The following is a 22,587-nucleotide window of genomic DNA, read 5'->3' as shown; positions in this document are numbered from 1 at the left end:
TGCAGCAGTTTGCGAACGGAGATTCACCATGAGCTATTTCCTTGATCGCTTGCAGTTCTTCAAGCGGGATCCACAACCCTTCGCCGACGGCCATGGGTTCAGCAAGAGCGAAGGACGGGACTGGGAAAACAGTTATCGTGCCCGCTGGCAGTACGACAAGATCGTACGTTCCACCCACGGCGTGAACTGCACGGGCTCCTGCAGCTGGAAGATCTACGTCAAGAACGGCCTGGTCACCTGGGAAACCCAGCAGACCGACTACCCACGCACCCGCCCGGACCTGCCCAATCACGAACCGCGTGGCTGCCCGCGTGGTGCCAGCTACTCCTGGTACCTGTACAGCGCCAACCGGCTGAAGTACCCGCTGATCCGCGGCACGCTGCTGCGCATGTGGCGGCAGGCCCGCAAGACCCTGTCGCCGGTCGAGGCCTGGGCCAGCATCGTGCAGGACCCGGCCAAGTCGCGCGAGTACAAGCGTCGCCGCGGCATGGGTGGCTTCGTGCGATTGAACTGGGACGAGGCCAACGAGATCATCGCCGCCTCCAACCTCTACACCACCAAGGAATACGGCCCGGACCGCATCGTCGGCTTCTCGCCGATCCCGGCGATGTCGATGGTGTCCTACGCCGCCGGCGCGCGCTATCTGTCGCTGCTCGGTGGCGCCTGTCTGTCCTTCTACGACTGGTATTGCGATCTGCCGCCGGCCTCGCCGCAGGTATGGGGCGAGCAGACCGACGTGCCGGAATCGGCCGACTGGTACAACAGCCGCTACATCATCGCCTGGGGCTCGAACGTGCCGCAGACGCGTACGCCGGATGCGCACTTTTTCACCGAGGCGCGCTACAACGGCACCAAGACGGTGGCGATCTGCCCCGACTACTCGGAGCTGGCCAAGCTCACCGACCATTGGCTGCATCCCAAGCAGGGCACCGATGCCGCGCTGGCATTCGCCTTCGGCCACGTGATCCTGCGCGAGTTCCACGTCGACACGCCCTCGCAGTACTTCCAGGACTACTGCCGCCAGTACTCGGACATGCCGATGCTGGTGCGCATCGAGCGCCGCGCCGATGGCCGGCTGGTGCCGGGTCACTTCCTGCGTGCCAGTGAGCTGGGCGGGCTGGGCGAGAGCAACAACCCCGAATGGAAGACACTGGCGTTCGACGAGAACAGCGGTGATATCACCGTGCCGAATGGCTCGGTCGGCTTCCGTTGGGGCGAGAAGGGAAAGTGGAACATCGAGGAAAAGGCCAGCGATGGCCATGACACGCGTCTGCGCCTGAGCCTGGCCGACATCCACGACGGCATCGAGGCGGTGAGCTTCCCGTACTTCGGCGGCATCGAGAGCGACGGCTGGACCGCCGCACCGGCCGAAGAAGTGCTGGAGCGCAATATCCCGCTGCGCCGCCTGCAGTTGGCCGATGGCGGCGAAGCATTGGTCGCCACGGTCTATGACCTGCTGCTCGCACAGTACGGTGTTGATCGCGGCTTCGGCGGCGGCAATGTCGCCAAGAGCTTCGATGACAACGTGCCGGGTACGCCGGCATGGCAGGAACGCATCACCGGCGTGTCACGCGCCGAGGTGATCGAGATTGCCCGTGAGTTCGCCCGCACCGCCGACAAGACCCATGGTCGCAGCATGATCATCGTCGGCGCCGGCATGAACCACTGGTTCCACAACGACATGAACTACCGCGGCCTGATCAACATGCTGGTCATGTGTGGCTGCGTGGGCCAGACCGGTGGTGGCTGGGCGCATTACGTGGGCCAGGAAAAGCTGCGTCCGCAGACCGGTTGGCAGCCGCTGGCCTTCGGCCTGGACTGGAGCCGCCCGCCGCGGCAGATGAACGGCACCTCGTTCTTCTACTTCAATACCGGGCAGTGGCGTTACGAGAAGCTGCAGGTGGACGAACTGCTGTCGCCGCTGGCCGATGCCTCCAAGTACAGCGGCAGCCTGGCCGACCTCAACCTGCGCGCAGTGCGCATGGGCTGGCTGCCGAGTGCGCCGCAGCTGGACCGTAATCCGCTGCAGCTGGTGCGCGAGGCCGAACAGGCCGGCATCGCACCGGCCGACTACGCGCTGTCCAAGTTCAAGGACGGTTCGCTGGACTTCGCCTTCGCCGATCCGGATGCCGCGCAGAACCACCCACGCATGATGTTCATCTGGCGCTCCAACCTGCTTGGTTCCTCCGGCAAGGGCCATGAGTACATGCTGCGGCATCTGCTCGGCACGCGTCACGGCCTGCAGGGCAAGGACCTGGGCGAGATGGGCGCGCTCAAGCCCGAGGACGTGAAGTGGCGTGACGAGGCACCGGAAGGCAAGCTCGACCTGCTGGTGACGCTGGATTTCCGCATGTGCACCACCGCGCTGTACTCGGACATCGTGCTGCCGACCGCCACCTGGTACGAGAAGGACGATCTCAACACGTCGGACATGCATCCCTTCATCCATCCGCTGTCCAAGGCGGTGGACCCAGCCTGGGAATCGCGCAGCGACTGGGAAATCTTCAAGGGCGTCGCACGCACGCTCAGCGACATGGCACCGGGCGTGCTCGGTGTCGAGAAGGACCTGGTGCTGGTGCCGACCCTGCACGACACGCCCAACGAACTGGGCATGCCGTTCGGCGTGGCTGACTGGAAGAAGGGCCAGTGCGAGGCCATCCCCGGCAAGACCATGCCGAGCATGGCGGTGGTCGAGCGCGACTATCCCAACCTCTACCGCAAGTTCACCTCGCTGGGCCCGCTGCTGGACAAGCTCGGCAATGGTGGCAAGGGCATGAGCTGGGATACCAAGCACGAGGTGGAATTCCTTGGCAAGCTCAACCACACCGTGCTGGACGAAGGCATCAGCCAGGGTCGGCCGGCGATTGATACCGCCATCGATGCCTGCGAAGTGATCCTGCACCTGGCCCCGGAAACCAATGGCCATGTCGCAGTCAAGGCCTGGGAGTCGCTGGGCACCTTCACCGGCCGCGAGCACACGCATCTGGCGGTGGGCAAGGAACACGAGGCGATCCGCTTCCGTGACATCCAGGCGCAGCCGCGCAAGATCATTTCCTCGCCGATCTGGTCCGGCCTTGAAGATGACAATGTCAGCTACAACGCCGGCTATACCAATGTGCACGAGCTGATCCCGTGGCGCACCGTCACCGGCCGCCAGCAGTTCTACCAGGACCACGAGTGGATGATCGACTTCGGTGAGGCCTTCATGAGCTACCGGCCGCCGGTCAACACACGCACGGTGGAGCCGCTGCTCAACAAGCGCCAGAACGGCAGCAAGGAGATCGTGCTGAACTGGATTACCCCGCACCAGAAGTGGGGCATCCACAGCACCTACAGCGACAACCTGATCATGCAGACCTTGTCGCGTGGCGGCCCCATCGTCTGGTTGAGCGAGGACGATGCACGCAATGCCGGCATCGAGGACAACGACTGGATCGAGCTGTTCAACGTCAACGGTGCGATCGCCGCGCGTGCAGTGGTCAGCCAGCGGGTGATGCCGGGCATGGCGATGATGTACCACGCCCAGGAACGCATCATCAACGTGCCGGGTTCGGAGATCTCCGGCACCCGCGGCGGCATCCACAACTCGGTGACCCGCATCGTGCTCAAGCCCACCCACATGATCGGCGGCTACGCGCAGCTGGCCTGGGGCTTCAATTACTACGGTACCTGCGGTACCAACCGCGATGAGTTCGTGATCGTGCGCAAGATGGACAAGATCGATTGGCTGGACGGTGAGGACGCAAATTCGAGTGCAACCGACGCCGCACGGGAGGTGGTGTGATGAAAGTACGTGCCCAGATTGCGATGGTCTTGAACCTGGACAAGTGCATCGGCTGCCACACCTGCTCGATCACCTGCAAGAACGTGTGGACCTCGCGCGAAGGCGTGGAGTACGCCTGGTTCAACAACGTCGAGACCAAGCCCGGCATCGGTTATCCCAAAGAATGGGAAAACCAGGAGAAGTGGAACGGCGGTTGGGTGCGCAACGGCAGCGGCAAGCTGGTGCCGCGCGCCGGTGGCCGCTGGCGCATGCTGGCCAAGATCTTCTCCAACCCCGACCTGCCGCAGATCGACGACTACTACGAGCCGTTCGACTTCGATTACCAGCACCTGCACGACGCGCCCGAGCTGAAGCATCAGCCGACCGCACGGCCGCGCTCGCTGCTGACCGGCCAGCGCATGGAGAAGATCGAGTGGGGCCCGAACTGGGAGGAAATCCTTGGTTCGGAGTTCTCCAAGCGTTCGCGTGACTACAACTTCGACAAGGTGCAGAAGGAGATCTACGGCGCCTTCGAAAAGACCTTCATGATGTATCTGCCGCGGCTGTGCGAGCACTGCCTCAACCCGGCCTGCGTCTCGGCGTGCCCGTCCGGCGCGATCTACAAGCGCGAGGAAGACGGCATCGTGCTGATCGACCAGGACAAGTGCCGTGGTTGGCGCATGTGTGTGTCGGCCTGCCCGTACAAGAAGATCTATTACAACTGGAAGAGCGGCAAGTCCGAGAAGTGCATCTTCTGCTACCCGCGCATCGAGATGGGCGAGCCCACCGTGTGCTCGGAAACCTGCGTGGGCCGCATCCGCTACCTGGGGGTGATGCTGTACGACGCGGATCGTATCGCCGAGGCTGCATCGGTGGCAGCGGAGAAGGACCTGTACCAGTCGCACCTGGACATCTTCCTGGACCCCTTCGACCCGGCGGTGATCGCCGCTGCGCGTGCCGAAGGCATTCCCGACAGCTGGCTGGAATCGGCCAAGCAGTCGCCGGTCTACAAGCTGGCCATCGACTGGAAGCTGGCGCTGCCGCTGCACCCGGAATACCGCACCTTGCCGATGGTCTGGTACGTGCCGCCGTTGTCGCCGATCCAGTCGGCGGCCGAGCGTGGCCATGTCGGCATGAGCGGCGAGCTGCCGGATATCGCTTCGTTGCGCATCCCGGTGCGCTACCTCGCCAACCTGCTGACCGCCGGTGACGAAGCGCCGGTGATCCGTGCCCTGGAGCGGCTGATGGCGATGCGCGCCTGGCGCCGCGCCAAGAACGTGGATGGCGTGGAAGACATGCGCGTGCTCGAACAGGTGGGGCTGACCCCGGCGCAAGTGGAAGAGATGTACCGCTACCTGGCCATCGCCAACTATGAGGACCGTTTCGTCATTCCGAGCGCCCACCGTGAGTACGCCAACGATGCGTTCGGCGAACGTGGTGGCTGCGGCTTCACCTTCGGCAATGGTTGCAACGGCGACAGCCCGGCTGACCTGTTCACCCAGCGCAAGACCACCACCTTCGCGGTGCATCCCAACCGCCAGCATCGGCATGAGGTGGTGAAATGAGTGTGCTCAAGCTGATTGGCGTATTGCTGGACTACCCGCGTGACGAGCTCTGGCAGCATGGCGAGGAGCTGCTCGAGGCCTGCGATGATCCGGCACTGTCGCCGGCCCGTCGCAGGCAGTTGCAGACCTTCGTCCGCGACCTGCTCGCTACCGACCCGCTGGACGCGCAGGACCGCTGGCTGGCCACCTTCGACCGTGGCCGCTCGATGAGCCTGCTGGTGTTCGAACACATCCATGGCGAGTCGCGTGATCGCGGCCAGGCCATGGTCGACCTGATCGATGCCTATCGCAAGAACGGCTTCGAGCTGGATGCGCGCGAGCTGCCGGACTATCTGCCGCTGCTGCTGGAATACCTGGCGCATCGGCCGCAGGCCGAGGCCAAGGACTGGCTGCACCACATCGGCCACATCGCCGGCATGCTCGCCGCGCGCGCGGCCGAGCGGCAGTTGCCGCATGCGGTGCTGCTGGAAATCCTGGTCGAGGCGGGCGAGGGCAAGGTCAACCTGGCCGTGCTGCGCCAGCGGGCCAGCGAAGAAGTGCGCGACGACACCGTCGAAGCCATGGACCGCCTGTGGGAAGAGGAAGCGGTGCGCTTTGGCACCGATGCACCTTCGCAGGATTGCGATCCACCCCATCGTTCACCGGCACGCGCGCAGCCGCGGGAGATCCAGCCATGAATTACCTCAATCAGTTCGCCTTCCAGTTCTATCCCTACATCGCGGTGGCGGTGCTGTTGATCGGCAGCTGGGCGCGCTATGACAAGGCCATGTACAGCTGGCGTACCGGCTCCACCCAGTTGCTGTCCGACCGCGGCATGCGCTTTGGCAGCAACTGCTTCCACATCGGCATCATCGCCATCCTCGGTGGTCACTTCGTCGGCCTGCTGACCCCGCATGCGCTGTACGAGCCTTTCATCACTTCCTCGCAGAAGCAGTTGCTGGCGATGGTGGTGGGTGGCTTCTTCGGCGCACTGTGCTTCGTCGGCATCACCATCCTGCTGGTGCGGCGGCTGACCAATGCGCGGGTGCGTGCAATCGGCAGCTTCGGTGACACGCTGGTGCTGGTGCTGCTGTTCGCCCAGCTCTGTCTTGGCCTGTACAGCATCAAGGTCTCCGCCGGGCACCTGGACGGCGGGGTGATGGTGATGCTGGCCGAGTGGGCACAGCACATCGTCACCTTCCGTGCCGGCGCGGCCGATTATGTCGAAGGCGTGCATTGGGTTTACAAGGCGCACATCTTCCTCGGCCTGACGCTGGTGTTGATCGCACCCTTCACCCGCCTGGTGCATGTGTGGAGCGTGCCGATCAGTTACCTGTGGCGGCCATATCAAGTGGTGCGTCGTCGCCAGGCCACGCTGCGCTACGGTCCGCGGGAGTAAGCCATGGGCAGCCTGCCACGCATTCTCCCCATCACCGTCATCGACTCGCAAACACCGGTGCCGGCCGAGGCCGGCCACCATCACGATGCCGACGATGGCCCGCGCAGCCTCGGCCAACCGGCACCGTGCAGCCTGTACGTGCAGGACACGCCGATCAGCGAGGCCGATATCGCCCGCGAGATGCAATACCATCGGGCGATGCGCCCGGAGCAGTCACGTGCCGATGCGGCGCGTGCGCTGGTGGTACGCGAGCTGCTGCGGCTGGAAGCCGAGCGGCTTGGTCTGGCTGACGCCCCCGGCGTCGGCCAGGAGACCAGCGAGGAAGCACGCATCCAGCAGCTGATCGAACAGACGCTGGTAGACCGCGTGCCCAGCGAGGACGACTGCCAGCGTTACTTTGCGCAGAACCCGGAGCGTTTCCGCTCACCGGACCGCATCCGCGTACGCCACATCCTGCTGGCGGCACCGGCCGACGATATCGCCGGCCGGCTGAAAGCCCGCACCCTGGCCGAGAAGCTGATCGCCGAACTGCTGGAACAGCCGCATCTGTTTGCTGATCTGGCCGCGCGTCACTCGCAATGCCCGTCCAGCAGCGAAGGCGGCGAGCTGGGCTGGCTGCAACGCGGCCAGACCACGCCGGAATTCGATCGCCAGGTATTCCGCCTGCGGCAAGGCCTGGCGGGTTTCCCGGTGGAGTCGCGCTGGGGCTACCACGTGGTCAGCATCGATGCGCTGGAAGCCGGTACGGCGCTCAGTTTCGAGCAGGTGCAGCCGCAGATCAGCGACTACCTGGAGCTACAGGTGCGCCAGCGCGACGTGCAGCAGTTCCTGCTGGAACTGCGCGAGCGCTACCCGGTGCGTGGGCTGGAAGACATCGAAGCACAGGCTGAGTAAGACGTAATCCCCCAGGAGCGGCAATGAGCCAGAATTTGCAGAACATCAGCAGCGGCGAACAACAACGTGCGCTGTGGCTGAGTACCTTCGCCTTCACCGTGTGTTTCGCGGTGTGGATGATCTTCGCCATCATCGGCATCCAGATCAGCGAGCAGCTGGGCTTGAACGACACACAGTTCGGCCTGCTGATTGCCACCCCGGTGTTGACCGGCTCGGTGATCCGCGTCTTCCTCGGCATCTGGTCCGACCAGTTCGGCGGGCGCAAGGTGATGACCCTGGTGATGCTGTGCGGCGCGGTGGCGACCTGGCTGCTGACCTATGCGCAGACCTACCCGCAGTTCCTGCTGGCGGCCTTGTTCGTCGGCATTGCCGGTGGCAACTTCTCGGTTGGCGTCACCTATGTGTCCAAGTGGTTCCCGGCCGAGAAGCAGGGCACCGCGCTGGGCATCTTCGGTGCCGGCAACATCGGCTCGGCGGTAACCAAGCTGCTGGCACCGCTGGTGATGGTGGCCTCGGGCTGGATGATGGTGGCCAAGCTGTGGGCGGTCGGGTTGGCCGTCACCGCCATCATCTTCTATCTGTTCAGCAAGGAAGATCCCTCGCTGGAGGACCGTCGCCGCAGCGGCGTCAAGCCGATGTCCTTCGCCGAGCAGATGGCACCACTGAAGAACCTGCAGGTATGGCGCTTCTCGCTGTACTACTTCTTCGTGTTCGGCGGCTTCGTCGCGCTGGCGTTGTGGCTGCCGCATTATCTGGTCGGCGCCTACGGCATGGACGTCGGCATGGCTGGCGTGCTGGCCGCCTGTTACTCGATACCGGCCAGCCTGTTCCGGGTGGTGGGCGGCTGGCTGTCCGACCGTATCGGTGCGCGGCGGGTGATGTACTGGACGCTGGGGGTGTCGTCGATCTGTACCTTCATCCTGGCCTATCCGGATACGCGTTATATCGTGCAAGGCATACACGGCGAGATCAGCTTCCACCTGGCGATCAGCGTGACCCTGTTCACCGTATTGGTATTCGTGCTCGGCTTCTTCATGTCGCTGGGCAAGGCCGCGGTCTACAAGCACATCCCGGTCTACTACCCGCAGCACGTGGGTTCGGTGGGCGGCGTGGTCGGCATGATCGGCGGGCTCGGTGGTTTCATCCTGCCCATCGTGTTTGGCGCCCTGAATGATGCGCTCGGCATCTGGAGCAGCTGCTTCATGCTGCTGTTCGTACTGGTCAGCATTTCCTTGACCTGGATGCATTTCGCCATCCGCCGGATGGAGCGTCGCAACTTCCCGCAGCTCGATCGCGAGACCGACCTGCCCGAAGCCATCGATGCCGGCGCGGCGGAGAAACAGCGGCGGGCTTGATCCAGATCAGTGAAACCCGGCGGTCGCTGCGCGAGGATGCTTGCATGTCAGTAGAGACCGCCGGGATGGATGACGCCACATTGCATGTTGCATTGCTGCAGCAACCCGCGCACGTGTTGTTCCCGGCGCCGGCGGAGCTGAGCCCCGGCTTCGCCGAGGCGGGTTGGCGCGCGGCCATGCAGGCCAGCAACGAGCATCTGATTCCACGTGCGTTGACGCTGGGCTTCTGCGCACCCCCACATGAGCTGGAGCGCGCCGAGAACGTGCTGGACGCGCTGCTGGTATGCCTGCGCCTGCATGCCAGGATGCTGGCCAGCGACCGCGAAGTGGCGGCCATGGTACTGCAGCCCGGCATCGTCGAGCATCTGCCCCCCGCCCTGCTGGGCCGCCTGTTGGATGCGGTGCCGGAGCAGCTGTGCACCATCGCCCGGCCGCAGGTGGAAGTTCGCCTGGATGCGGCCAGCGATGTCGCACCGGCTGCATTGCGAGAGGTCGGCTGTACCCGGATGACGGTGATCGACCATGCCGGCATCGATGGCCCGGCGATGCTGGCGCAAGCCCAGCAGGCCGCGTTCACCGCGTGTTACTACCAGCTGCGCGTGCCCTGCTACGCCGATGTGTCGTTCCTGCAGCGGCTGCAGCGTGTGCTGGAACTGGCGCCCGAACGCATCATCCTGCCATCGCCTGCCTTGCTGCCCGAATACCCGTTGCCGGCGGACTGGCTGCAGGCGTGGCGGCTGCTGCGGGCGGCCGGCTATCTACCGTTGGGCGGCGACCACTACCAGCGGCCGGACCTGCCCATGCCGCTGCGCAACGGCGATGGCCAGCGTCATTGCGACCTGCTCGGGGTACCGCGGCGCGAGCGCCATGACCTGCTCGGCATCGGTGTGGGCGCCTGCAGCCAGATCGGCGATGTCATCTGCCGCATCGAGCCGGAGCCTAGCCATTGGCGCGCCTGCCTGGTGGTCGGGCAGCCTGGCATATCCTCCGGACTTATTCTTTCCGAGCATGAACGTATGACCGATGAGGTGGTGCAGAGCCTGGCCTGCGATCACGCGCTGGACATGCGCGCCTTCGAATGGCGCAACGCGCAGCCATTCGACGCCTGTTTCGAGCACGCATGGGAGCGTGTCGGCATGTTCATCGACCGCGGCTGGGTGCGCCGTGACGGCGATATGCTGCTGATCCAGAACGAAGGTGAGCTGCTGTGGCGTATGATCGCAGCGTGCTTCCGCCCCTTGGCCGCTGTTGCTTGAAAACGGAATGACGTCACCTACACCCCCACCGCGCGGCCCCCTGGGCACCGCGACGCCGAATCCAGCCGCTGCCGGCGACGGTGACGCGCTGCATTTCTGCACGACCTGTGCGTTCTCCGATGCCTGCAGCTCGCAGGGCTATGACAAGACCGCACTGAACGAGCTGCACGTGATGGTCGACCACGTCGGGCCGTACCACGCCGGTGACTACATCTTCCGCGCGGGCGAACCCTTCGATGCAATCGCTGCGGTGCGTGCGGGCATGGTCAAGACCTTTGTCGACGACAGCCTGGGCAATGAACAGGTGCTGGGTTTCTCGCTGCCGGGCGAAGTGATCGGTCTGAATGCCATCCACGGTTCGCGCTATCCCTGCAATGCGGTGGCGCTGGATACCGTGCATCTGTGCCGCATCTCGTTTCCGCGCATCAGCATGTTGGCCAGTCGCATGCCCGGCTTGCAGGCCAAGCTGTTCAGCCTGCTCAGCGCCGAAATCGGCAAGGCCGCCTTGCTGGCGGCCAACTACCGTACCGAGGAGCGCATGGCCGCGTTCCTGCTGGATATCTCCAACCGCTACGCGCGACGCGGCTTCTCGGCACACCGCTTCAACCTGACCATGACCCGCACCGAGATTGCCAACTACCTGCGCATGGCCCCGGAGACCGCAAGCCGGGTGCTGCGCCGCCTGAGCGACGAGGAAGTCATCGCAGTGAAGCAGCGCGAGATCATCCTGCTGCAACCGGAGCGCCTGGCGCTGATGGCGGCCACCGATGACGCAAGCGAATGATGCCCAACCGAGGATGCATGCATGAACAAGCTGTGGGCGTTGTTGTTGCTGGCAGCCACACTGCCGGCAGGCGCGGCTGAACTGACGGTCTCGGCGGCTTCCAGCCTGACCGAGAGTTTCCGCGAGATATCCAGCGCGTACGAGAAGGCCAACCCAGGCACGACGGTCGACCTGAATTTTGCCGCCTCCGGCACCTTGCTGCAGCAGATCGCACGCGGCGCGCCGGTCGATGTGCTGGCCTCGGCCGACCAGGCCACGATGGCGCAGGCCAACACCGAAGGCCTGATTGATCCAACGACCGAGCACGTGTTCGCGCAGAACAGTCTGTGGGTGGTAGTGCCGCCGCAGGCCAGCAACAAGCCGACCACGTTGGCGGCACTGGCCAGGGCCGATGTGAAGCGCGTTGCCATCGGCAACCCCGACAGCGTGCCGGTCGGCCGCTACGCACGCGGCGCGCTGCAGCAGGCCGGTGTGTGGCCGGCAGTGCAGGCCAAGATGATCAGCACCCAGAACGTGCGTCAGTCACTGGACTATGTGGCGCGTGGTGAAGTGGATGCCGGCTTCGTCTACGCCACCGATGCGCAGGCGATGAGCGAGCGCGTGCAGCGCGCCTTCCAAGTGCCGGTTGCAGGCGGCATCAGCTATCCGCTGGCAATGGTGAAGACCAGCCGCAGCGCCGCCGAAGCCAAGCGCTTCATCGCCTTCGTGCGCTCGGCGCAGGGCCAGGCCATCCTGCACAGGCACGGCTTCGGCAGCCCTTGATGGTGGATCTGGACTGGAGCGCGCTGTGGTTGTCGCTGAAGGTGGCCGGCTGGGCGACCGCGATCAATCTCGTGCTCGGTGTCGGATTTGGTGCCTTGCTGGCGCGGCGGCGCTTTCCCGGCCGTGAGCTGCTGGACACGGTATTCACCTTGCCGATGGTGCTGCCACCAACGGTGCTGGGCTATTACCTGCTGGTGCTGATCGGCAGCAAGGGGCCGCTTGGCGCATGGCTGGAGAGCAGCTTCGGGATCAACCTGGTGTTCACCTGGCAGGCAGCGGTGATCGCTGCCGCAGTGGCCTCCTTTCCGTTGGTGTTCAAGCCGGCGCGTGCGGCCTTCGAGGATGTGGATGGGCAGCTGGAGCAGGCCGCGCGTACCTTGGGCGTGTCCGAGCTGGCGTTGTTCTTCCGGGTGACCTTGCCGCTGGCATGGCGCGGCATTCTTGCCGGCCTGCTGCTGGCGTTCGCCCGTGCGATGGGTGAGTTCGGCGCCACCATCATGGTCGCCGGCAGCATTCCCGGCCGCACCCAGACCTTGTCCATCGCCATCTACGAGGCGGTGCAGGCTGGCAATGACGGTCGCGCCAACGCCTTGGTGCTGCTGTCCTCGCTGGTCTGCATCAGCGTGCTGCTGCTTGCCGCGCGACTGGTGGGGCGGCGGCAGGAAGGGGCGCGCAATGTGGCTTGAGCTTGATGTTCAGCGCCAACTGAGTGCGGCTGGACAGCAGTTCCAGCTGCAGGCGGCCTTGCGTTGCACACAGCCGAACGTTGTGTTGTTCGGCCCGTCTGGTGCGGGCAAAAGCTTGACCTTGAAGGCAGTGGCCGGATTGCTGCGGCCGGACGCCGGGGTGATCCGCATGCACGGGCAAGCGCTGTTTGATGCGGCGGCAGGTATCAATCTGTCACCGCAGCGACGCCGCATCGGCTATGTGTTCCAGGACTACGCCTTGTTCCCGCATTTGACGGTGCGGCAGAACGTGGGTTTCGGCCTGCAGCCGGGTTTGTTGAATCCGTCGCGCGTCCGCCGCGTCGATGCGGTGGAGCAATGGCTGCAGGCATTCCGCATCGATCACCTCGGTGACCTGCTACCGTCGCAGATCTCCGGCGGCCAACGCCAGCGCACCGCCTTGGCACGTGCATTGGTGACCAAACCGCAGGCGCTACTGCTGGATGAGCCGTTTGCCGCACTCGACCACGCCCTGCGTGCGCATCTGCGCCAAGAACTCGAAACGGTGCTGGACCAGACTGGCATCCCGCTACTGCTGATCAGTCATGATCCGGAGGACGTGGGTATGTTCGGCCAGCAGGTGGTGCATCTGGCCGACGGCCGCGTGCAGGTCTGATCCCCAGGCAACGCTTAGTCCGGCTTGCCGTCCGCACGCGGGCGCCAGTAGATCCACCCCAACCGCAGCAGCCACGGTGCAAGCACCAGCAGCCAGCCGGCAGCGGCGACGGCATGCCAGCGCCAAGAGTCGTCCAGCAGTGGTGCGAGGATGCGCAACAATGCGACCAGCTGCAGGCCGAGCAGGGCGATCCAGGCGACCATCGGCATTACCAGTGCACGCCCGGAATGGCCCTGGGTCACACGCGTGACCATCGCCACCAGCAGGCTGCCGAACAGGCCGATCGCCAAGGCATGCAGCGGCGCGCGTTCCAGCCAACCAACGTGGCCGGCGAGGGCGGCGATGTCCTGCAGCAGATACAGCAGCATCGCCAGCGGCCACCACGCCAGGCCGTAGAACAAAACCGCCAGCAAGGCCGGCTTGGGACCGCGTGGCCACCAGCGCCATAGCGAGTACAGCGACAACAGCAGCAAGCAGGCATCGGCCAGCAGCATGACCAGTGGCTGCTGCAGGTTTTCCCCGAGCAGATGCAGCAGGCACAGCGTCCACATGATCGCCAGCCATTGCGGTGGCCGCCATGCCTGGTAGCCCGGCACCACATTGCCGGCGAAGAACGGGAACATGCGATGGGCGACGCTGGTGTAGATCGGCAGCAACAGTCCGAAGGTGCCAAGCGACACGCTCAGTGCCTGCCAACGGATATCAGCACCTGTGGCAGCGGCGGCGAAGCCGAGCAGGCCGATCCAGCCCATCAGCAAGGCGGACCAGCATGACCATGCATGCCAGGTGCGGCCTTTCTCCTGCAACAGCGGGCGGCCGAGTACGACCAGCCCGAATGCCCACCCCAGCACCGCCAGCAACAGGGCCAAGCACATCCCGGGTTGCCAACCGCTGCTGGCAGTCAGCAGCGCGATCTGCGCGCCGAACAGTCCGCTACCAACGCCTGCGTATTGCCACCGCGGCAGCGCCGGCAATCCCATCCAGCGCGGGAACACGGTCAACAGGAAGCCGAATATGAAACTCGGCAATACCAGGTATTGCATCCATAGCCCATGCAGCCAGGCCGGCGGCACGGCGGGTACGGGCAGGGGGCTGCCCAGCTGCAAGCCGGCCAGCCAGAGCGCCCACCAAGCCATCGCCAGGCCGAGATTGCAGACACCGATGAAGAACAGCAGCCGGTGTGGCGCATTGAACAGCTGCACGCGGGTCCTGGAAGTGTCCACGCAGCGAGTATCCGCCCCTCCGTCGCCGCCGGGACTGACCAATATCAAGGCCGGCGCCATCAGCAGAAAGCCGCGGCAAGCATCGCCAGGTCAATGGCTGGCCGTAGCCCGGGTAAGCGCAGCGCACCCGGGGCGGTTGGTGCGGAGTGGGAGGGACGCCCAGATCCGTCGGCGTGGCGTTCGCACAGGAGTGAGCCACAGCACACATCGCGAGATTGAACCAAAGCCCGTAGCCCGGGTAAGCGCAGCGCACCCGGGGCAGTTGGTGCGGAGTGGGAGGGACGCCCAGATCCGTCGGCGTGGCGCTCACGCAGGAGCGAGCCACAGCACACATCGCGAGATTTAACCAAAGCCGTAGCCCGGGTAAGCGCAGCGCACCCGGGGCGGTTGGCGCGGATAAGGATGCCCGGACCGCTCTTCCCGGGTGCGCTGCGCTTACCCGGGCTACGTTGCTGCGGGCGAGTGTGGTGCACCCTGGACGATAGTGGCTAGATCGTGATGGCAGGCAATCCGCCTGCCGCGGTGCGATGATGTAGCACGGGCGTAGCTGGCGTACCCTGCGGCCTGTGGGGGCTGATTGGCAGCGGGTCGACGCAACACGCCAGCGGCAAGTCATCTCTTCTTGCGGGGAAGCAGAAAGATGTTGCGGAGCAGCCTCGAAACAGCAACGCGGGCACGCGGGTTCACCCTGATCACATGGCTGCTGCTTGTGCTGTGTTCCTCGTTGCTGCTTGCACCTGCGCCGCTGCTGGCTGCAACCGAAGAAGGCACCGCCCAGGCGCAGGCCCCGGCGACGGTGCGCTTTTACAACCGCGACATCCTGACTTTCCGCAGCGCGTTCATGGGCCGCTCGCCCTTGCAGCGGGCGCAGGTTGCCGAATTCAACATCAAACGCATCGTCGAGGAGCCGGGTACGCCCAGCGTCACCTTCAACGACACCGCTGCCGGTGCGATCCTGCTGCTCGGCGGGGAAGTCGTCACCCTCATCACGCCTGCCGATGTGGATACCGCGCAGGGCCAGAGTCTGGCCCAGGTGCGCGAGGAGGTGCGCAGCCGGCTTGGCGAGGCGGTCGCCGCCGCCGAGCGCGAGCGTGCGCCGGGGCGGGTGCTCCGGGGCGTGCTGCACAGCCTTGTCGCCACGGTGCTGGCCGCCGCACTGGTCTGGCTGATGGCCTGGCTGGCACGTCGGCTGCGGGCGGCGATGCTGGCCTGGGTGGGTAAAAAGGCCGGGACGCTGCGTAGCGTGCCGGTACGGCAGATGCTGCATGGGGCCAATGCGCTGGCCGACTGGTTGTCGCGCGCATTGCTGCTGGTGGCGCTGCTGGTGCTGGCCGAGGAATGGCTGCGCTATGTATTCCATCAGTTCGACTACACCCAGCCGTGGGCGACGACGATGACGTTATGGCTCGCTGCCCAGGCCAAAGCCTGGTTGTGGGCGGGCGTGGCGGCGATCCCGGGGCTGGTGACGGCGCTGATCATTTTCCTGCTGGCACGCTTGGCCAGCCAGATCATCGGCATCCTGTTCCGCGGCGTGCAGCATGGGCGTTTCCAGTTGTTCGGCATCGACCGCCAACTGGCCGAACCCAGCCGCAAGCTGATCGTCGCGGGCATCTGGTTGTTTGCGCTGGTGATGGCCTATCCCTACCTGCCCGGCTCGGGCAGTGATGCGTTCAAGGGCCTGACGGTGCTGCTCGGCGTGATGATTTCGCTGGGCGGATCGAGCATCGTTGGCCAGGCGGCGGCGGGTTTCACCCTGCTGTATTCAAGGACGATGTCGGTCGGCGACCTGGTCAAGGTGGCGGATGTGGAAGGGCAGGTGATACAGATCGGTTTGTACACCACCCGCATCCGCACCCTTACCGGGGTGGAGGTCAGCCTGCCCAACATGCATGTGCTCAGCGGCAAGCTGCTCAACTATTCGCGCGACCCGCAGACGGCCGGCATGTGGCTGGAAACCGGCGTGACCATCGGCTATGACACGCCGTGGCGGCAGGTGCATCGGCTGCTGCTGGACGCGGCTGGCAGGACCGGGCATGTGCAGCACGCACCGCCTGCCTACGTGTTGCAGACCGCGCTCAACGACTTCTACGTAGCTTATGTGCTGCGCGTACACATCGTTGAACTGCCGCTGCGCGCGGACATACTCAGCGCGCTGCACGCCAACATCCAGGATGCCTTCAATGCGGCCGGGGTACAGATCATGTCGCCCAACTACATCGCCGACCCCGAGCTGCCCAAGATCGTGACGCCGGACAATTGGGATCCCAAGCCGCCGGTGTCGTGAGCTGCATGCGGGGTCCGCAGGCACTGAACGCGGCCGTGTGCACGGCTGCAATGTCGCCCAGCTACGCTGGCCCTGATCCGCGGGGATGGTCCGGAACGCAGGCAGCACAAGGGTTTGCCGCGCTGCCGCAAGGTCTTTCAGGTGCCGCTCGCTAAACTGTTTTCATTTGCAACGGAGGTGGTATGGCTGGTTTTCGTCCGGTGTCGCTGATTGGCGTGCCTACCGATGTGGGTGCGGGTGCGCGTGGTGCGCGGCTGGGGCCGGAGGCGCTGCGCATTGCCGGCCTGCCGGAGGCCCTGGCCGAACGCGGCGTGGAGGTGCGTGATGTCGGCAACCTGGATGGCCCGCGCAATCCGTGGACCGGTCCGGTGCAGGGTTATCGCCATCTGGACGAGGTGGTGGCCTGGAACCACGCCTTGATGGAAGCGACCTATGCCGAACTGCAGGACGGCCGCCTGCCGATCATGCTCGGCGGCGACCACTGCCTGGGCGTGGGCTCGATCACCGCGGTCGCGCGCTGGTGCCGTGAGCAGGGCAAGCAGCTGCGCGTGCTGTGGCTGGATGCCCATTCGGACTTCAACACTTCCGATGTCACCCCGTCCGGCAACATCCATGGCATGCCGGTAGCCTGCCTGTGTGGCCTGGGCCCGGAAGGGCTGACCCATCTCGGTGGCAGCGCCCCGGCGATCGCGCCGTGGCAGGTGCACCAGATCGGCATCCGCTCGGTCGATCCGGAAGAAAAGCGCCTGATCAAGCAGCACCGGGTGGATGTCTACGACATGCGCCATATCGACGAAGCCGGCATGAAGCGCACGGTGGAAGCGGCGCTGCATGGCATCGACGCCAATACCCACCTGCACGTCAGTTTCGACGTGGATTTCCTCGACCCCAGCATTGCGCCGGGCGTGGGCACCACGGTGCCGGGCGGGGTCAATTACCGCGAGGCGCAGCTGGTGATGGAGATGATTGCCGATACCGGCTTGATGGGCTCGCTGGACATCGTCGAACTGAATCCGTTGCTGGATCACCAGAACCGCACCGCCGAGCTGGCGGTGGACCTGGTGGAAAGCCTGTTCGGCAAATCCACCCTGATGCGGGATTAACAATCGGCCGACATCACTGAACGTGTGCTGCGCGGCTTCACGCGGAGCACACGGCCCAGCCGCCAGATTCGTCTTCACACACGAAGTGCCTGCCGCCGGTTACCGGCCACGGCATCTGCCTTGAAAGGGAGGAGGAGACGAATGACGAAGCGACTGTTGATGTTGGCCCTGGTGGGCGCGTTCTCGGTTGGCATGCTCAGCGGCTGCAATACCGTGGCGGGCGCTGGCAAGGACATGCAGAAGGCCGGTGAGAAGGTCGAAGACAAGGCGCAGGATTGCAAAGACGGCAAGTGCTGATGAACACGCGGTCCGTTGTGGACCGCACCGATGGAACCACCACAGGAGAAACACATGAAGCGTTTGGTTGCCCTGATGATGTTGTCGCTGTTCTCGGTCGCAGTGCTGGCGGGTTGCAATACCGTTGCCGGCGCAGGCAAGGACGTGCAGAAGGCCGGTGAAAAGGTCGAGGATGCTGCCAAGGGTCATTGATCCGGCAGGGTCCTGCAGATGAATGAAGGGGGCCGGCAATGCCGGCCTTTTTCATGCACGCAGCCTGCTGCCTGAAGCGATGTTCACCAAGGTCAGCAACACACAACGAATCATGGACCTGATGCCAACAGCGTTGCGGCCAAGGTGGTCCCACGCGAACCAACCGCGTATCCCCCGAAAGGAGCAGCGTAATGAACAAAGACATCATTTCCGGCAAGTGGACCCAGCTCAAGGGCAAGGTACAGGCCAAGTGGGGCGACATCACCGACGATGACATGAAGGTGGCCGAAGGCAACGCCGAATATCTTGCAGGTCGCTTGCAGGAACGCTATGGCTGGGCCAAAGACCGTGCCGAAACCGAAGTGCGCGACTTCCAGAAGGCGCTGCACAAGGAATACCCGGATTACCACTGATGTCGTCGGGTGATTGAGGGAAGCAAGGCGCTTGCCCCAATCAGAAGCCGATGCCAGTCCTCTGGCATCGGTTTCTTTTTGCCTTTGTGGGAGCGGCGTAAGCCGCGAAGCAAGGGCATCATCAGATGACACAGTTGCTGAGAGATGGGGCTTGATCAGCTTCGCGGCTTACGCCGCTCCCACAAATCAGCGGCAGGCAAGCAACTCAGCGGCCACGCGCCGGCGGATCCGGCACGAAACCACTGGGGAACGCCTGTGGCGAGTTGTCCACGTGACGATAACCGCGCGGCAGGATGCCCATCGCCACCAGCCGCTGCCGCGAGTCATAACGCACCTCGCTGACCTGCACCGGATTGCGGCTGGCACGCTCGAAGCTGGTCAATGACGAACTTGACCACTCACGCTCACCGTGGCCGGTACCCAGGCGCTGCCGCGATTCGCTCTTGGCCATCGCGCTGGGCGCAGCGGCTTCGGCGGCGCGCCCGCTGGCATTGGCACTTGCCCCGGCACGGTCCTCGTACTGCGGCATCGGCCGCGGCGAGGGCCGGGGAATCGGCAGTGGGCGCACGTCATACACCGGCCGGCGTGCCTCGTTGAACACCGCAATGCCGATCACCCCGACATTGGCCGGGCGGCCGGTGCGGCTGGCATAGCTGTCGCTGGAGGCGGTGAACACGAACTGCGCGACCTCGGCATTGGACTTGCGCCAGCCGGTGATTTCGCTGCTCTGCCAGGGCTCCAGCACATAGCCGGACTGGCTGGGTGAGGCAGTCTGGCCAGTGATGGCGTTGACCCCATCCACCGACAGCACCACCAGCACGCGCTCGCCGCTGCGGTTCTGCATGCGCACGCTGTAGCGGTGACCCGGGCTGCCGGCCACCCATTGCTGGCCGCGGTGCGGGTACAGGTCCAGCTCCCGTCCGTCGTCACGGTCGATCACCGACAGCAGCACCGGGCCCTCATCTGCTGGCCGTACCGGGCTGAACCCGCATAGCGCGACAACCGACAACACACTGGCTAGAAAACGGTACATGGCAGGCTCCTTGGCGGGGTACATGACCTCAAACGGCCGGGTGCGGGCAATGGGGTTGAGGGCGGGGACAGGCTGGGGCGGTTACACTGGCCCGGTTCATCCGCTCGTCAGCTTGGTTTACATGACTACCCGCGTCCTCACCGGCATCACCCCCTCCGGCACTCCCCATCTCGGCAACTACGTCGGCGCGATCCGCCCGGCCATTGCCGCCAGCCAGGCCTCGGATATCGAGAGCTTCTTCTTCCTGGCCGACCTGCACAGCCTGATCAAGGCGCAGGAGCCCGAGCGCACCCAGCGTTCGACCCTGGAGATCGCGGCCAGCTGGCTGGCCTGCGGCCTGGACCCGGACAAGGTGTGGTTCTACCGGCAGAGCGACATCCCGGAAACCACCGAGCTGATGTGGTTCCTCACCGTGGTCGCCAGCAAGGGCATCCTCAACCGCGCCCATGCCTACAAGGCGGCGGTGGACAAGAACCGCGAGGAGCAGTTGGACGACGACGCAGGCGTCAGCGCCGGCCTGTTCATGTACCCGGTGCTGATGGCCGCCGACATCCTGATTTTCAACGCCAACAAGGTGCCGGTGGGTCGTGACCAGATCCAGCACATCGAGATGGCGCGCGATTTCGCCCAGCGTTTCAACCACGTTTACGGCAAGGAATACTTTGCCCTGCCGGAAGTGATCATCGACGAACAGGTGGCCACCCTGGCCGGCCTGGACGGCCGCAAGATGAGCAAGAGCTACAGCAACACCATCCCGCTGTTCGTGCCGCGCGAGGAGCTGAAGAAGCTGGTGTTCTCCATCCTCACCGACTCGCGCCTGCCGGGCGAGCCCAAGGACACCGAGGGCTCGGCGCTGTTCCAGATGTACCAGGCCTTCGCCAGCCCGGAGCAGACCGCTGCCTTTGCCAAGGCCTTTGCCGACGGCATCAGCTGGGGCGACGCCAAGCAGCAGCTGTTCGAGCGCATCGACGCCGAGCTGTCGCCGCTGCGCGAGCGCTACAACGCCTTGATGGCCGAGCCCGAGAAGATCGAAGCCATCCTGCGCAAGCGTGGCCAGCAGCTGCGCGAGCAGTTCGCCATCCCGCTGTTGAAGGAGCTGCGCCATGCGGTGGGCCTGCGTGACCTGTCCGCCGCAGGTGACAAGCCCAAGGCGGCAGCCGCTGCCAAGGCGGCGCTGCCGCTGTTCAAGCAGTACCGCGAGAAGGACGGCCGCTTCTACTTCAAGCTGCTTGATGGCGAAGGCACGCTGCTGATCCAGAGCGAAGGCTTTGACTCGCCGCGCGATGCCGGCCAGCTGATCGCCGTGCTCAAGCAGGCCGAGCAGGGCGATGCGCTGCAGAGCGAGCTGTTCAAGGTCGAAGTGGAAGTGGAGCCGGTGCTGGTGGCATTGCGCGAACTGCGCGAGGCTGCGGCAAAGGAATAAACCCTTGTGGAGGAGCACGTCGATGGCCTGGTTGTCGTTGTTGTTGTTTCTCCCCTGGTTCTGCGTGATGGGCGCGCTGTACTGGTGGTTTCCACGCCAGCCGCGTAGTCGCAAGCGCACCATGTTTGATGCAGCGATGCTGGTGCTGGCCCTGGTGGCCAGCATCGGCTTCATGTTGTGGGGTTATCACGTGGGCGCAACCGAGGTGGCCGAAGGCCTGTGGAAGCAGATCCTCGCCGTGTTGTATGCCTACGGCGGCTTCCTCGCGGTGATGGTGCTGGCATTGCTGCTGCGCCCGCGCGTACTGCAGCACTGAGCCGACGCGGCTGCGACAAAAGTCCGGGTTGAGTGCGGGCAGGGCGGCTGGCAGGATCGAAGCCAGTTTCTGCCGGAGTTGCCGCATGTCTCTTGCCCATGGCATCCACACCATCGATACCGCGTTCCAGCGCGATCACTTCGATGCGGCCTACCTGATCGTGCAGGACGGACGCGGCGCGTTCGTCGATTGCGGCACCACACATTCGCTGCCGAACCTGCTGGCCTGCGTTGCCCAGGCGGGGCTGTCGCCTGCGGATATCGACTGGCTGATCGTCACCCATGTGCATCTGGATCATGCCGGCGGTGCCGGTGCGCTGATGCAGCAGCTGCCCAATGCGCGGTTGGTCGTGCACCCGCGTGGCGCCCAGCACATGATCGACCCCACCCGGCTGATCGCCGGTGCAACGGCGGTGTATGGCGAAGCCGAGATGGCGCGCAGCTACGGCCAGATCGTGCCGGTGCCGGCCGAGCGCGTGGTGGTTGCCGAGGATGGGCATCGGGTTTTGTTGGCGGGTCGCGAGCTGGTCTGCGTGGATACGCCGGGACATGCACGGCATCACTTCTGCGTGTGGGATGCGGCCAGTCGCAGCTGGTTCACCGGCGACACCTTTGGCCTGTCGTATCGCGAGCTGGACCACGCTGGTGGTGCTTTCATCGTTCCCACCTCCTCACCGGTGCAGTTTGAGCCGGAGGCGATGCATGCCTCGATCCTGCGCTTGATGCAGGAGTCACCGGAGGGGATGTACCTGACCCATTACGGCCGGGTCGAAGGCACGGCGCGGTTGGCGCAGGAACTGCACGCGCAGATCGACGCAATGGTGGCGATCGCACAGCGCTGCAACGGCGAACCGGAACGCCATCGCCTGTTGGTGGATGCGCTGGGCGCGCTGTATGTAGCGCGCTTGAGATTGCAGGGCAGTCCGCTGGACGCATCTGAAGTGCTGCGGGTACTGGCAATGGATATCGAGCTCAACGCGCAAGGCCTGGCCTGTTGGCTGGACCGCGAAAAACGCCGGTAGTGCCGAGCCATGCTCGGCAGAGGCTTTCCCGACAATGCCGAAGATCAATGCAGGAGCGGCGTCAGCTGCGAAGCCACGACCAGAGCAGAGGCGGTGAAGCTCACCCCTCCCCAGCCCTCCCCTTCGCGGTGCGAAAGGGAGGGGGTATTTCCGACGGCCTGCAGCATCCTGCGCAATTGCAGCT

21 protein-coding genes are annotated in these 22,587 nt (G+C 64.8%); 19 read left to right on the top strand and 2 right to left on the bottom strand.

All coding sequences use genetic code 11. The features are described 5' to 3' along the window. The first annotated feature begins 28 nt into the window (after positions 1-28). Genes ACVOLQ_RS18295 through ACVOLQ_RS18245 form a run of 11 tightly spaced genes read left to right on the top strand, consistent with a single transcriptional unit; the run spans position 29 to position 13,098 of the window. On the top strand, positions 29-3,784 hold the full coding sequence (locus tag ACVOLQ_RS18295; RefSeq protein ID WP_481528870.1) for a nitrate reductase subunit alpha: 3,756 nt from the start codon (positions 29-31) through the stop codon (positions 3,782-3,784). Beyond that, positions 3,784-5,328, top strand: a complete 1,545-nt coding sequence (narH, locus tag ACVOLQ_RS18290; RefSeq protein WP_049450918.1) for a nitrate reductase subunit beta — start codon at positions 3,784-3,786, stop codon at positions 5,326-5,328. Before ACVOLQ_RS18295 ends, narH begins: the two co-directional genes overlap by 1 nt. After that, on the top strand, positions 5,325-6,005 hold the full coding sequence (narJ, locus tag ACVOLQ_RS18285) for a nitrate reductase molybdenum cofactor assembly chaperone (RefSeq protein ID WP_313644427.1): 681 nt from the start codon (positions 5,325-5,327) through the stop codon (positions 6,003-6,005). Before narH ends, narJ begins: the two co-directional genes overlap by 4 nt. After that, positions 6,002-6,706 (top strand): respiratory nitrate reductase subunit gamma, encoded by a 705-nt coding sequence (gene narI, locus ACVOLQ_RS18280; RefSeq protein WP_004146540.1) that lies wholly within the window; start codon positions 6,002-6,004, stop codon positions 6,704-6,706. The genes narJ and narI overlap by 4 nt, the downstream gene beginning before the upstream one ends. Before the next feature lie 3 nt (positions 6,707-6,709). Further along, a complete protein-coding gene (locus ACVOLQ_RS18275; RefSeq protein ID WP_313401072.1) occupies positions 6,710-7,600 on the top strand; it encodes a peptidylprolyl isomerase in 891 nt (296 codons plus the stop codon). A 23-nt stretch (positions 7,601-7,623) separates the two neighbouring features. Further along, entirely contained in the window at positions 7,624-8,955 is a 1,332-nt protein-coding gene (locus ACVOLQ_RS18270) for an MFS transporter (RefSeq protein ID WP_481528869.1), read from the top strand. A 44-nt stretch (positions 8,956-8,999) separates the two neighbouring features. Next, positions 9,000-10,211, top strand: coding sequence for a coproporphyrinogen III oxidase (locus tag ACVOLQ_RS18265; protein WP_481528868.1), 1,212 nt, complete (start codon positions 9,000-9,002; stop codon positions 10,209-10,211). A gap of 7 nt (positions 10,212-10,218) precedes the next feature. Further along, a complete protein-coding gene (locus ACVOLQ_RS18260) occupies positions 10,219-10,995 on the top strand; it encodes a helix-turn-helix domain-containing protein (RefSeq protein ID WP_197606663.1) in 777 nt (258 codons plus the stop codon). A gap of 21 nt (positions 10,996-11,016) precedes the next feature. Next, a complete protein-coding gene (gene modA, locus ACVOLQ_RS18255; RefSeq protein ID WP_481528867.1) occupies positions 11,017-11,757 on the top strand; it encodes a molybdate ABC transporter substrate-binding protein in 741 nt (246 codons plus the stop codon). A gap of 2 nt (positions 11,758-11,759) precedes the next feature. Beyond that, positions 11,760-12,443: a molybdate ABC transporter permease subunit gene (gene modB / locus ACVOLQ_RS18250; RefSeq protein WP_303749953.1), complete on the top strand. Its 684-nt coding sequence runs from the start codon at positions 11,760-11,762 to the stop codon at positions 12,441-12,443. Next, the gene (locus tag ACVOLQ_RS18245; RefSeq protein WP_481528866.1) at positions 12,433-13,098 is read left to right on the top strand and encodes a sulfate/molybdate ABC transporter ATP-binding protein; all 666 of its coding nucleotides are present in this window, start codon (positions 12,433-12,435) and stop codon (positions 13,096-13,098) included. Before modB ends, ACVOLQ_RS18245 begins: the two co-directional genes overlap by 11 nt. A 14-nt stretch (positions 13,099-13,112) precedes the next feature. Here the strand turns inward: ACVOLQ_RS18245 and ACVOLQ_RS18240 are convergent, their stop codons facing one another. Beyond that, a complete protein-coding gene (locus ACVOLQ_RS18240; RefSeq protein WP_481528865.1) occupies positions 13,113-14,321 on the bottom strand; it encodes an NnrS family protein in 1,209 nt (402 codons plus the stop codon). A gap of 640 nt (positions 14,322-14,961) precedes the next feature. On the opposite strand from ACVOLQ_RS18240, the gene ACVOLQ_RS18235 reads away from it, so the two are divergent. The 5 genes from ACVOLQ_RS18235 to ACVOLQ_RS18215 all read left to right on the top strand — a co-directional run bounded on the left by ACVOLQ_RS18235 (position 14,962) and on the right by ACVOLQ_RS18215 (position 18,610). Further along, the gene (locus ACVOLQ_RS18235) at positions 14,962-16,605 is read left to right on the top strand and encodes a mechanosensitive ion channel family protein (RefSeq protein ID WP_481528864.1); all 1,644 of its coding nucleotides are present in this window, start codon (positions 14,962-14,964) and stop codon (positions 16,603-16,605) included. 182 nt (positions 16,606-16,787) lie between these two features. Next, complete coding sequence (gene rocF / locus ACVOLQ_RS18230) at positions 16,788-17,708, top strand: arginase (RefSeq protein WP_313171129.1); 921 nt, start codon at positions 16,788-16,790, stop codon at positions 17,706-17,708. Positions 17,709-17,867: 159 nt separating this feature from the next. After that, positions 17,868-18,005 carry an entericidin A/B family lipoprotein gene (locus tag ACVOLQ_RS18225; protein ID WP_481528874.1) on the top strand — a complete coding sequence of 46 codons (138 nt, stop codon included), beginning with the start codon at positions 17,868-17,870 and terminating at the stop codon, positions 18,003-18,005. A 54-nt stretch (positions 18,006-18,059) separates the two neighbouring features. Beyond that, the gene (locus ACVOLQ_RS18220) at positions 18,060-18,197 is read left to right on the top strand and encodes an entericidin A/B family lipoprotein (RefSeq protein ID WP_303748520.1); all 138 of its coding nucleotides are present in this window, start codon (positions 18,060-18,062) and stop codon (positions 18,195-18,197) included. Between the two features lie 191 nt (positions 18,198-18,388). Next, positions 18,389-18,610, top strand: a complete 222-nt coding sequence (locus ACVOLQ_RS18215) for a CsbD family protein (protein ID WP_313171124.1) — start codon at positions 18,389-18,391, stop codon at positions 18,608-18,610. A 205-nt stretch (positions 18,611-18,815) separates the two neighbouring features. Here the strand turns inward: ACVOLQ_RS18215 and ACVOLQ_RS18210 are convergent, their stop codons facing one another. Continuing rightward, positions 18,816-19,643, bottom strand: coding sequence for a hypothetical protein (locus ACVOLQ_RS18210; protein WP_481528863.1), 828 nt, complete (start codon positions 19,641-19,643; stop codon positions 18,816-18,818). 121 nt (positions 19,644-19,764) lie between these two features. Here ACVOLQ_RS18210 and ACVOLQ_RS18205 point away from each other — a divergent pair, with 121 nt between their 5' ends. The 3 genes from ACVOLQ_RS18205 to ACVOLQ_RS18195 all read left to right on the top strand — a co-directional run bounded on the left by ACVOLQ_RS18205 (position 19,765) and on the right by ACVOLQ_RS18195 (position 22,403). After that, the gene (locus ACVOLQ_RS18205) at positions 19,765-21,066 is read left to right on the top strand and encodes a tryptophan--tRNA ligase (protein ID WP_481528862.1); all 1,302 of its coding nucleotides are present in this window, start codon (positions 19,765-19,767) and stop codon (positions 21,064-21,066) included. A gap of 22 nt (positions 21,067-21,088) precedes the next feature. Further along, complete coding sequence (locus ACVOLQ_RS18200; protein ID WP_481528861.1) at positions 21,089-21,382, top strand: hypothetical protein; 294 nt, start codon at positions 21,089-21,091, stop codon at positions 21,380-21,382. A gap of 85 nt (positions 21,383-21,467) precedes the next feature. Continuing rightward, a complete protein-coding gene (locus ACVOLQ_RS18195) occupies positions 21,468-22,403 on the top strand; it encodes an MBL fold metallo-hydrolase (protein ID WP_481528860.1) in 936 nt (311 codons plus the stop codon). The last annotated feature ends 184 nt before the right edge of the window (positions 22,404-22,587 follow it).

This window comes from Stenotrophomonas sp. STEN031, assembly GCF_056759975.1.
This window is presented reverse-complemented; position numbering and strand designations above follow the sequence as displayed.

Coding starts and splice junctions, on each gene's coding strand:
- ACVOLQ_RS18265 (WP_481528868.1), top strand. CDS start 9,000: ATGTCAGTAGAGACCGCCGGGATGGATGACGCCACATTGCATGTTGCA.
- narI (WP_004146540.1), top strand. CDS start 6,002: ATGAATTACCTCAATCAGTTCGCCTTCCAGTTCTATCCCTACATCGCG.
- ACVOLQ_RS18200 (WP_481528861.1), top strand. CDS start 21,089: ATGGCCTGGTTGTCGTTGTTGTTGTTTCTCCCCTGGTTCTGCGTGATG.
- ACVOLQ_RS18275 (WP_313401072.1), top strand. CDS start 6,710: ATGGGCAGCCTGCCACGCATTCTCCCCATCACCGTCATCGACTCGCAA.
- ACVOLQ_RS18270 (WP_481528869.1), top strand. CDS start 7,624: ATGAGCCAGAATTTGCAGAACATCAGCAGCGGCGAACAACAACGTGCG.
- modA (WP_481528867.1), top strand. CDS start 11,017: ATGAACAAGCTGTGGGCGTTGTTGTTGCTGGCAGCCACACTGCCGGCA.
- ACVOLQ_RS18260 (WP_197606663.1), top strand. CDS start 10,219: ATGACGTCACCTACACCCCCACCGCGCGGCCCCCTGGGCACCGCGACG.
- rocF (WP_313171129.1), top strand. CDS start 16,788: ATGGCTGGTTTTCGTCCGGTGTCGCTGATTGGCGTGCCTACCGATGTG.
- ACVOLQ_RS18235 (WP_481528864.1), top strand. CDS start 14,962: ATGTTGCGGAGCAGCCTCGAAACAGCAACGCGGGCACGCGGGTTCACC.
- ACVOLQ_RS18295 (WP_481528870.1), top strand. CDS start 29: ATGAGCTATTTCCTTGATCGCTTGCAGTTCTTCAAGCGGGATCCACAA.
- ACVOLQ_RS18205 (WP_481528862.1), top strand. CDS start 19,765: ATGACTACCCGCGTCCTCACCGGCATCACCCCCTCCGGCACTCCCCAT.
- narJ (WP_313644427.1), top strand. CDS start 5,325: ATGAGTGTGCTCAAGCTGATTGGCGTATTGCTGGACTACCCGCGTGAC.
- ACVOLQ_RS18195 (WP_481528860.1), top strand. CDS start 21,468: ATGTCTCTTGCCCATGGCATCCACACCATCGATACCGCGTTCCAGCGC.
- ACVOLQ_RS18225 (WP_481528874.1), top strand. CDS start 17,868: ATGTTGGCCCTGGTGGGCGCGTTCTCGGTTGGCATGCTCAGCGGCTGC.
- ACVOLQ_RS18220 (WP_303748520.1), top strand. CDS start 18,060: ATGAAGCGTTTGGTTGCCCTGATGATGTTGTCGCTGTTCTCGGTCGCA.
- ACVOLQ_RS18215 (WP_313171124.1), top strand. CDS start 18,389: ATGAACAAAGACATCATTTCCGGCAAGTGGACCCAGCTCAAGGGCAAG.
- ACVOLQ_RS18245 (WP_481528866.1), top strand. CDS start 12,433: ATGTGGCTTGAGCTTGATGTTCAGCGCCAACTGAGTGCGGCTGGACAG.
- narH (WP_049450918.1), top strand. CDS start 3,784: ATGAAAGTACGTGCCCAGATTGCGATGGTCTTGAACCTGGACAAGTGC.
- ACVOLQ_RS18210 (WP_481528863.1), bottom strand. CDS start 19,643: ATGTACCGTTTTCTAGCCAGTGTGTTGTCGGTTGTCGCGCTATGCGGG.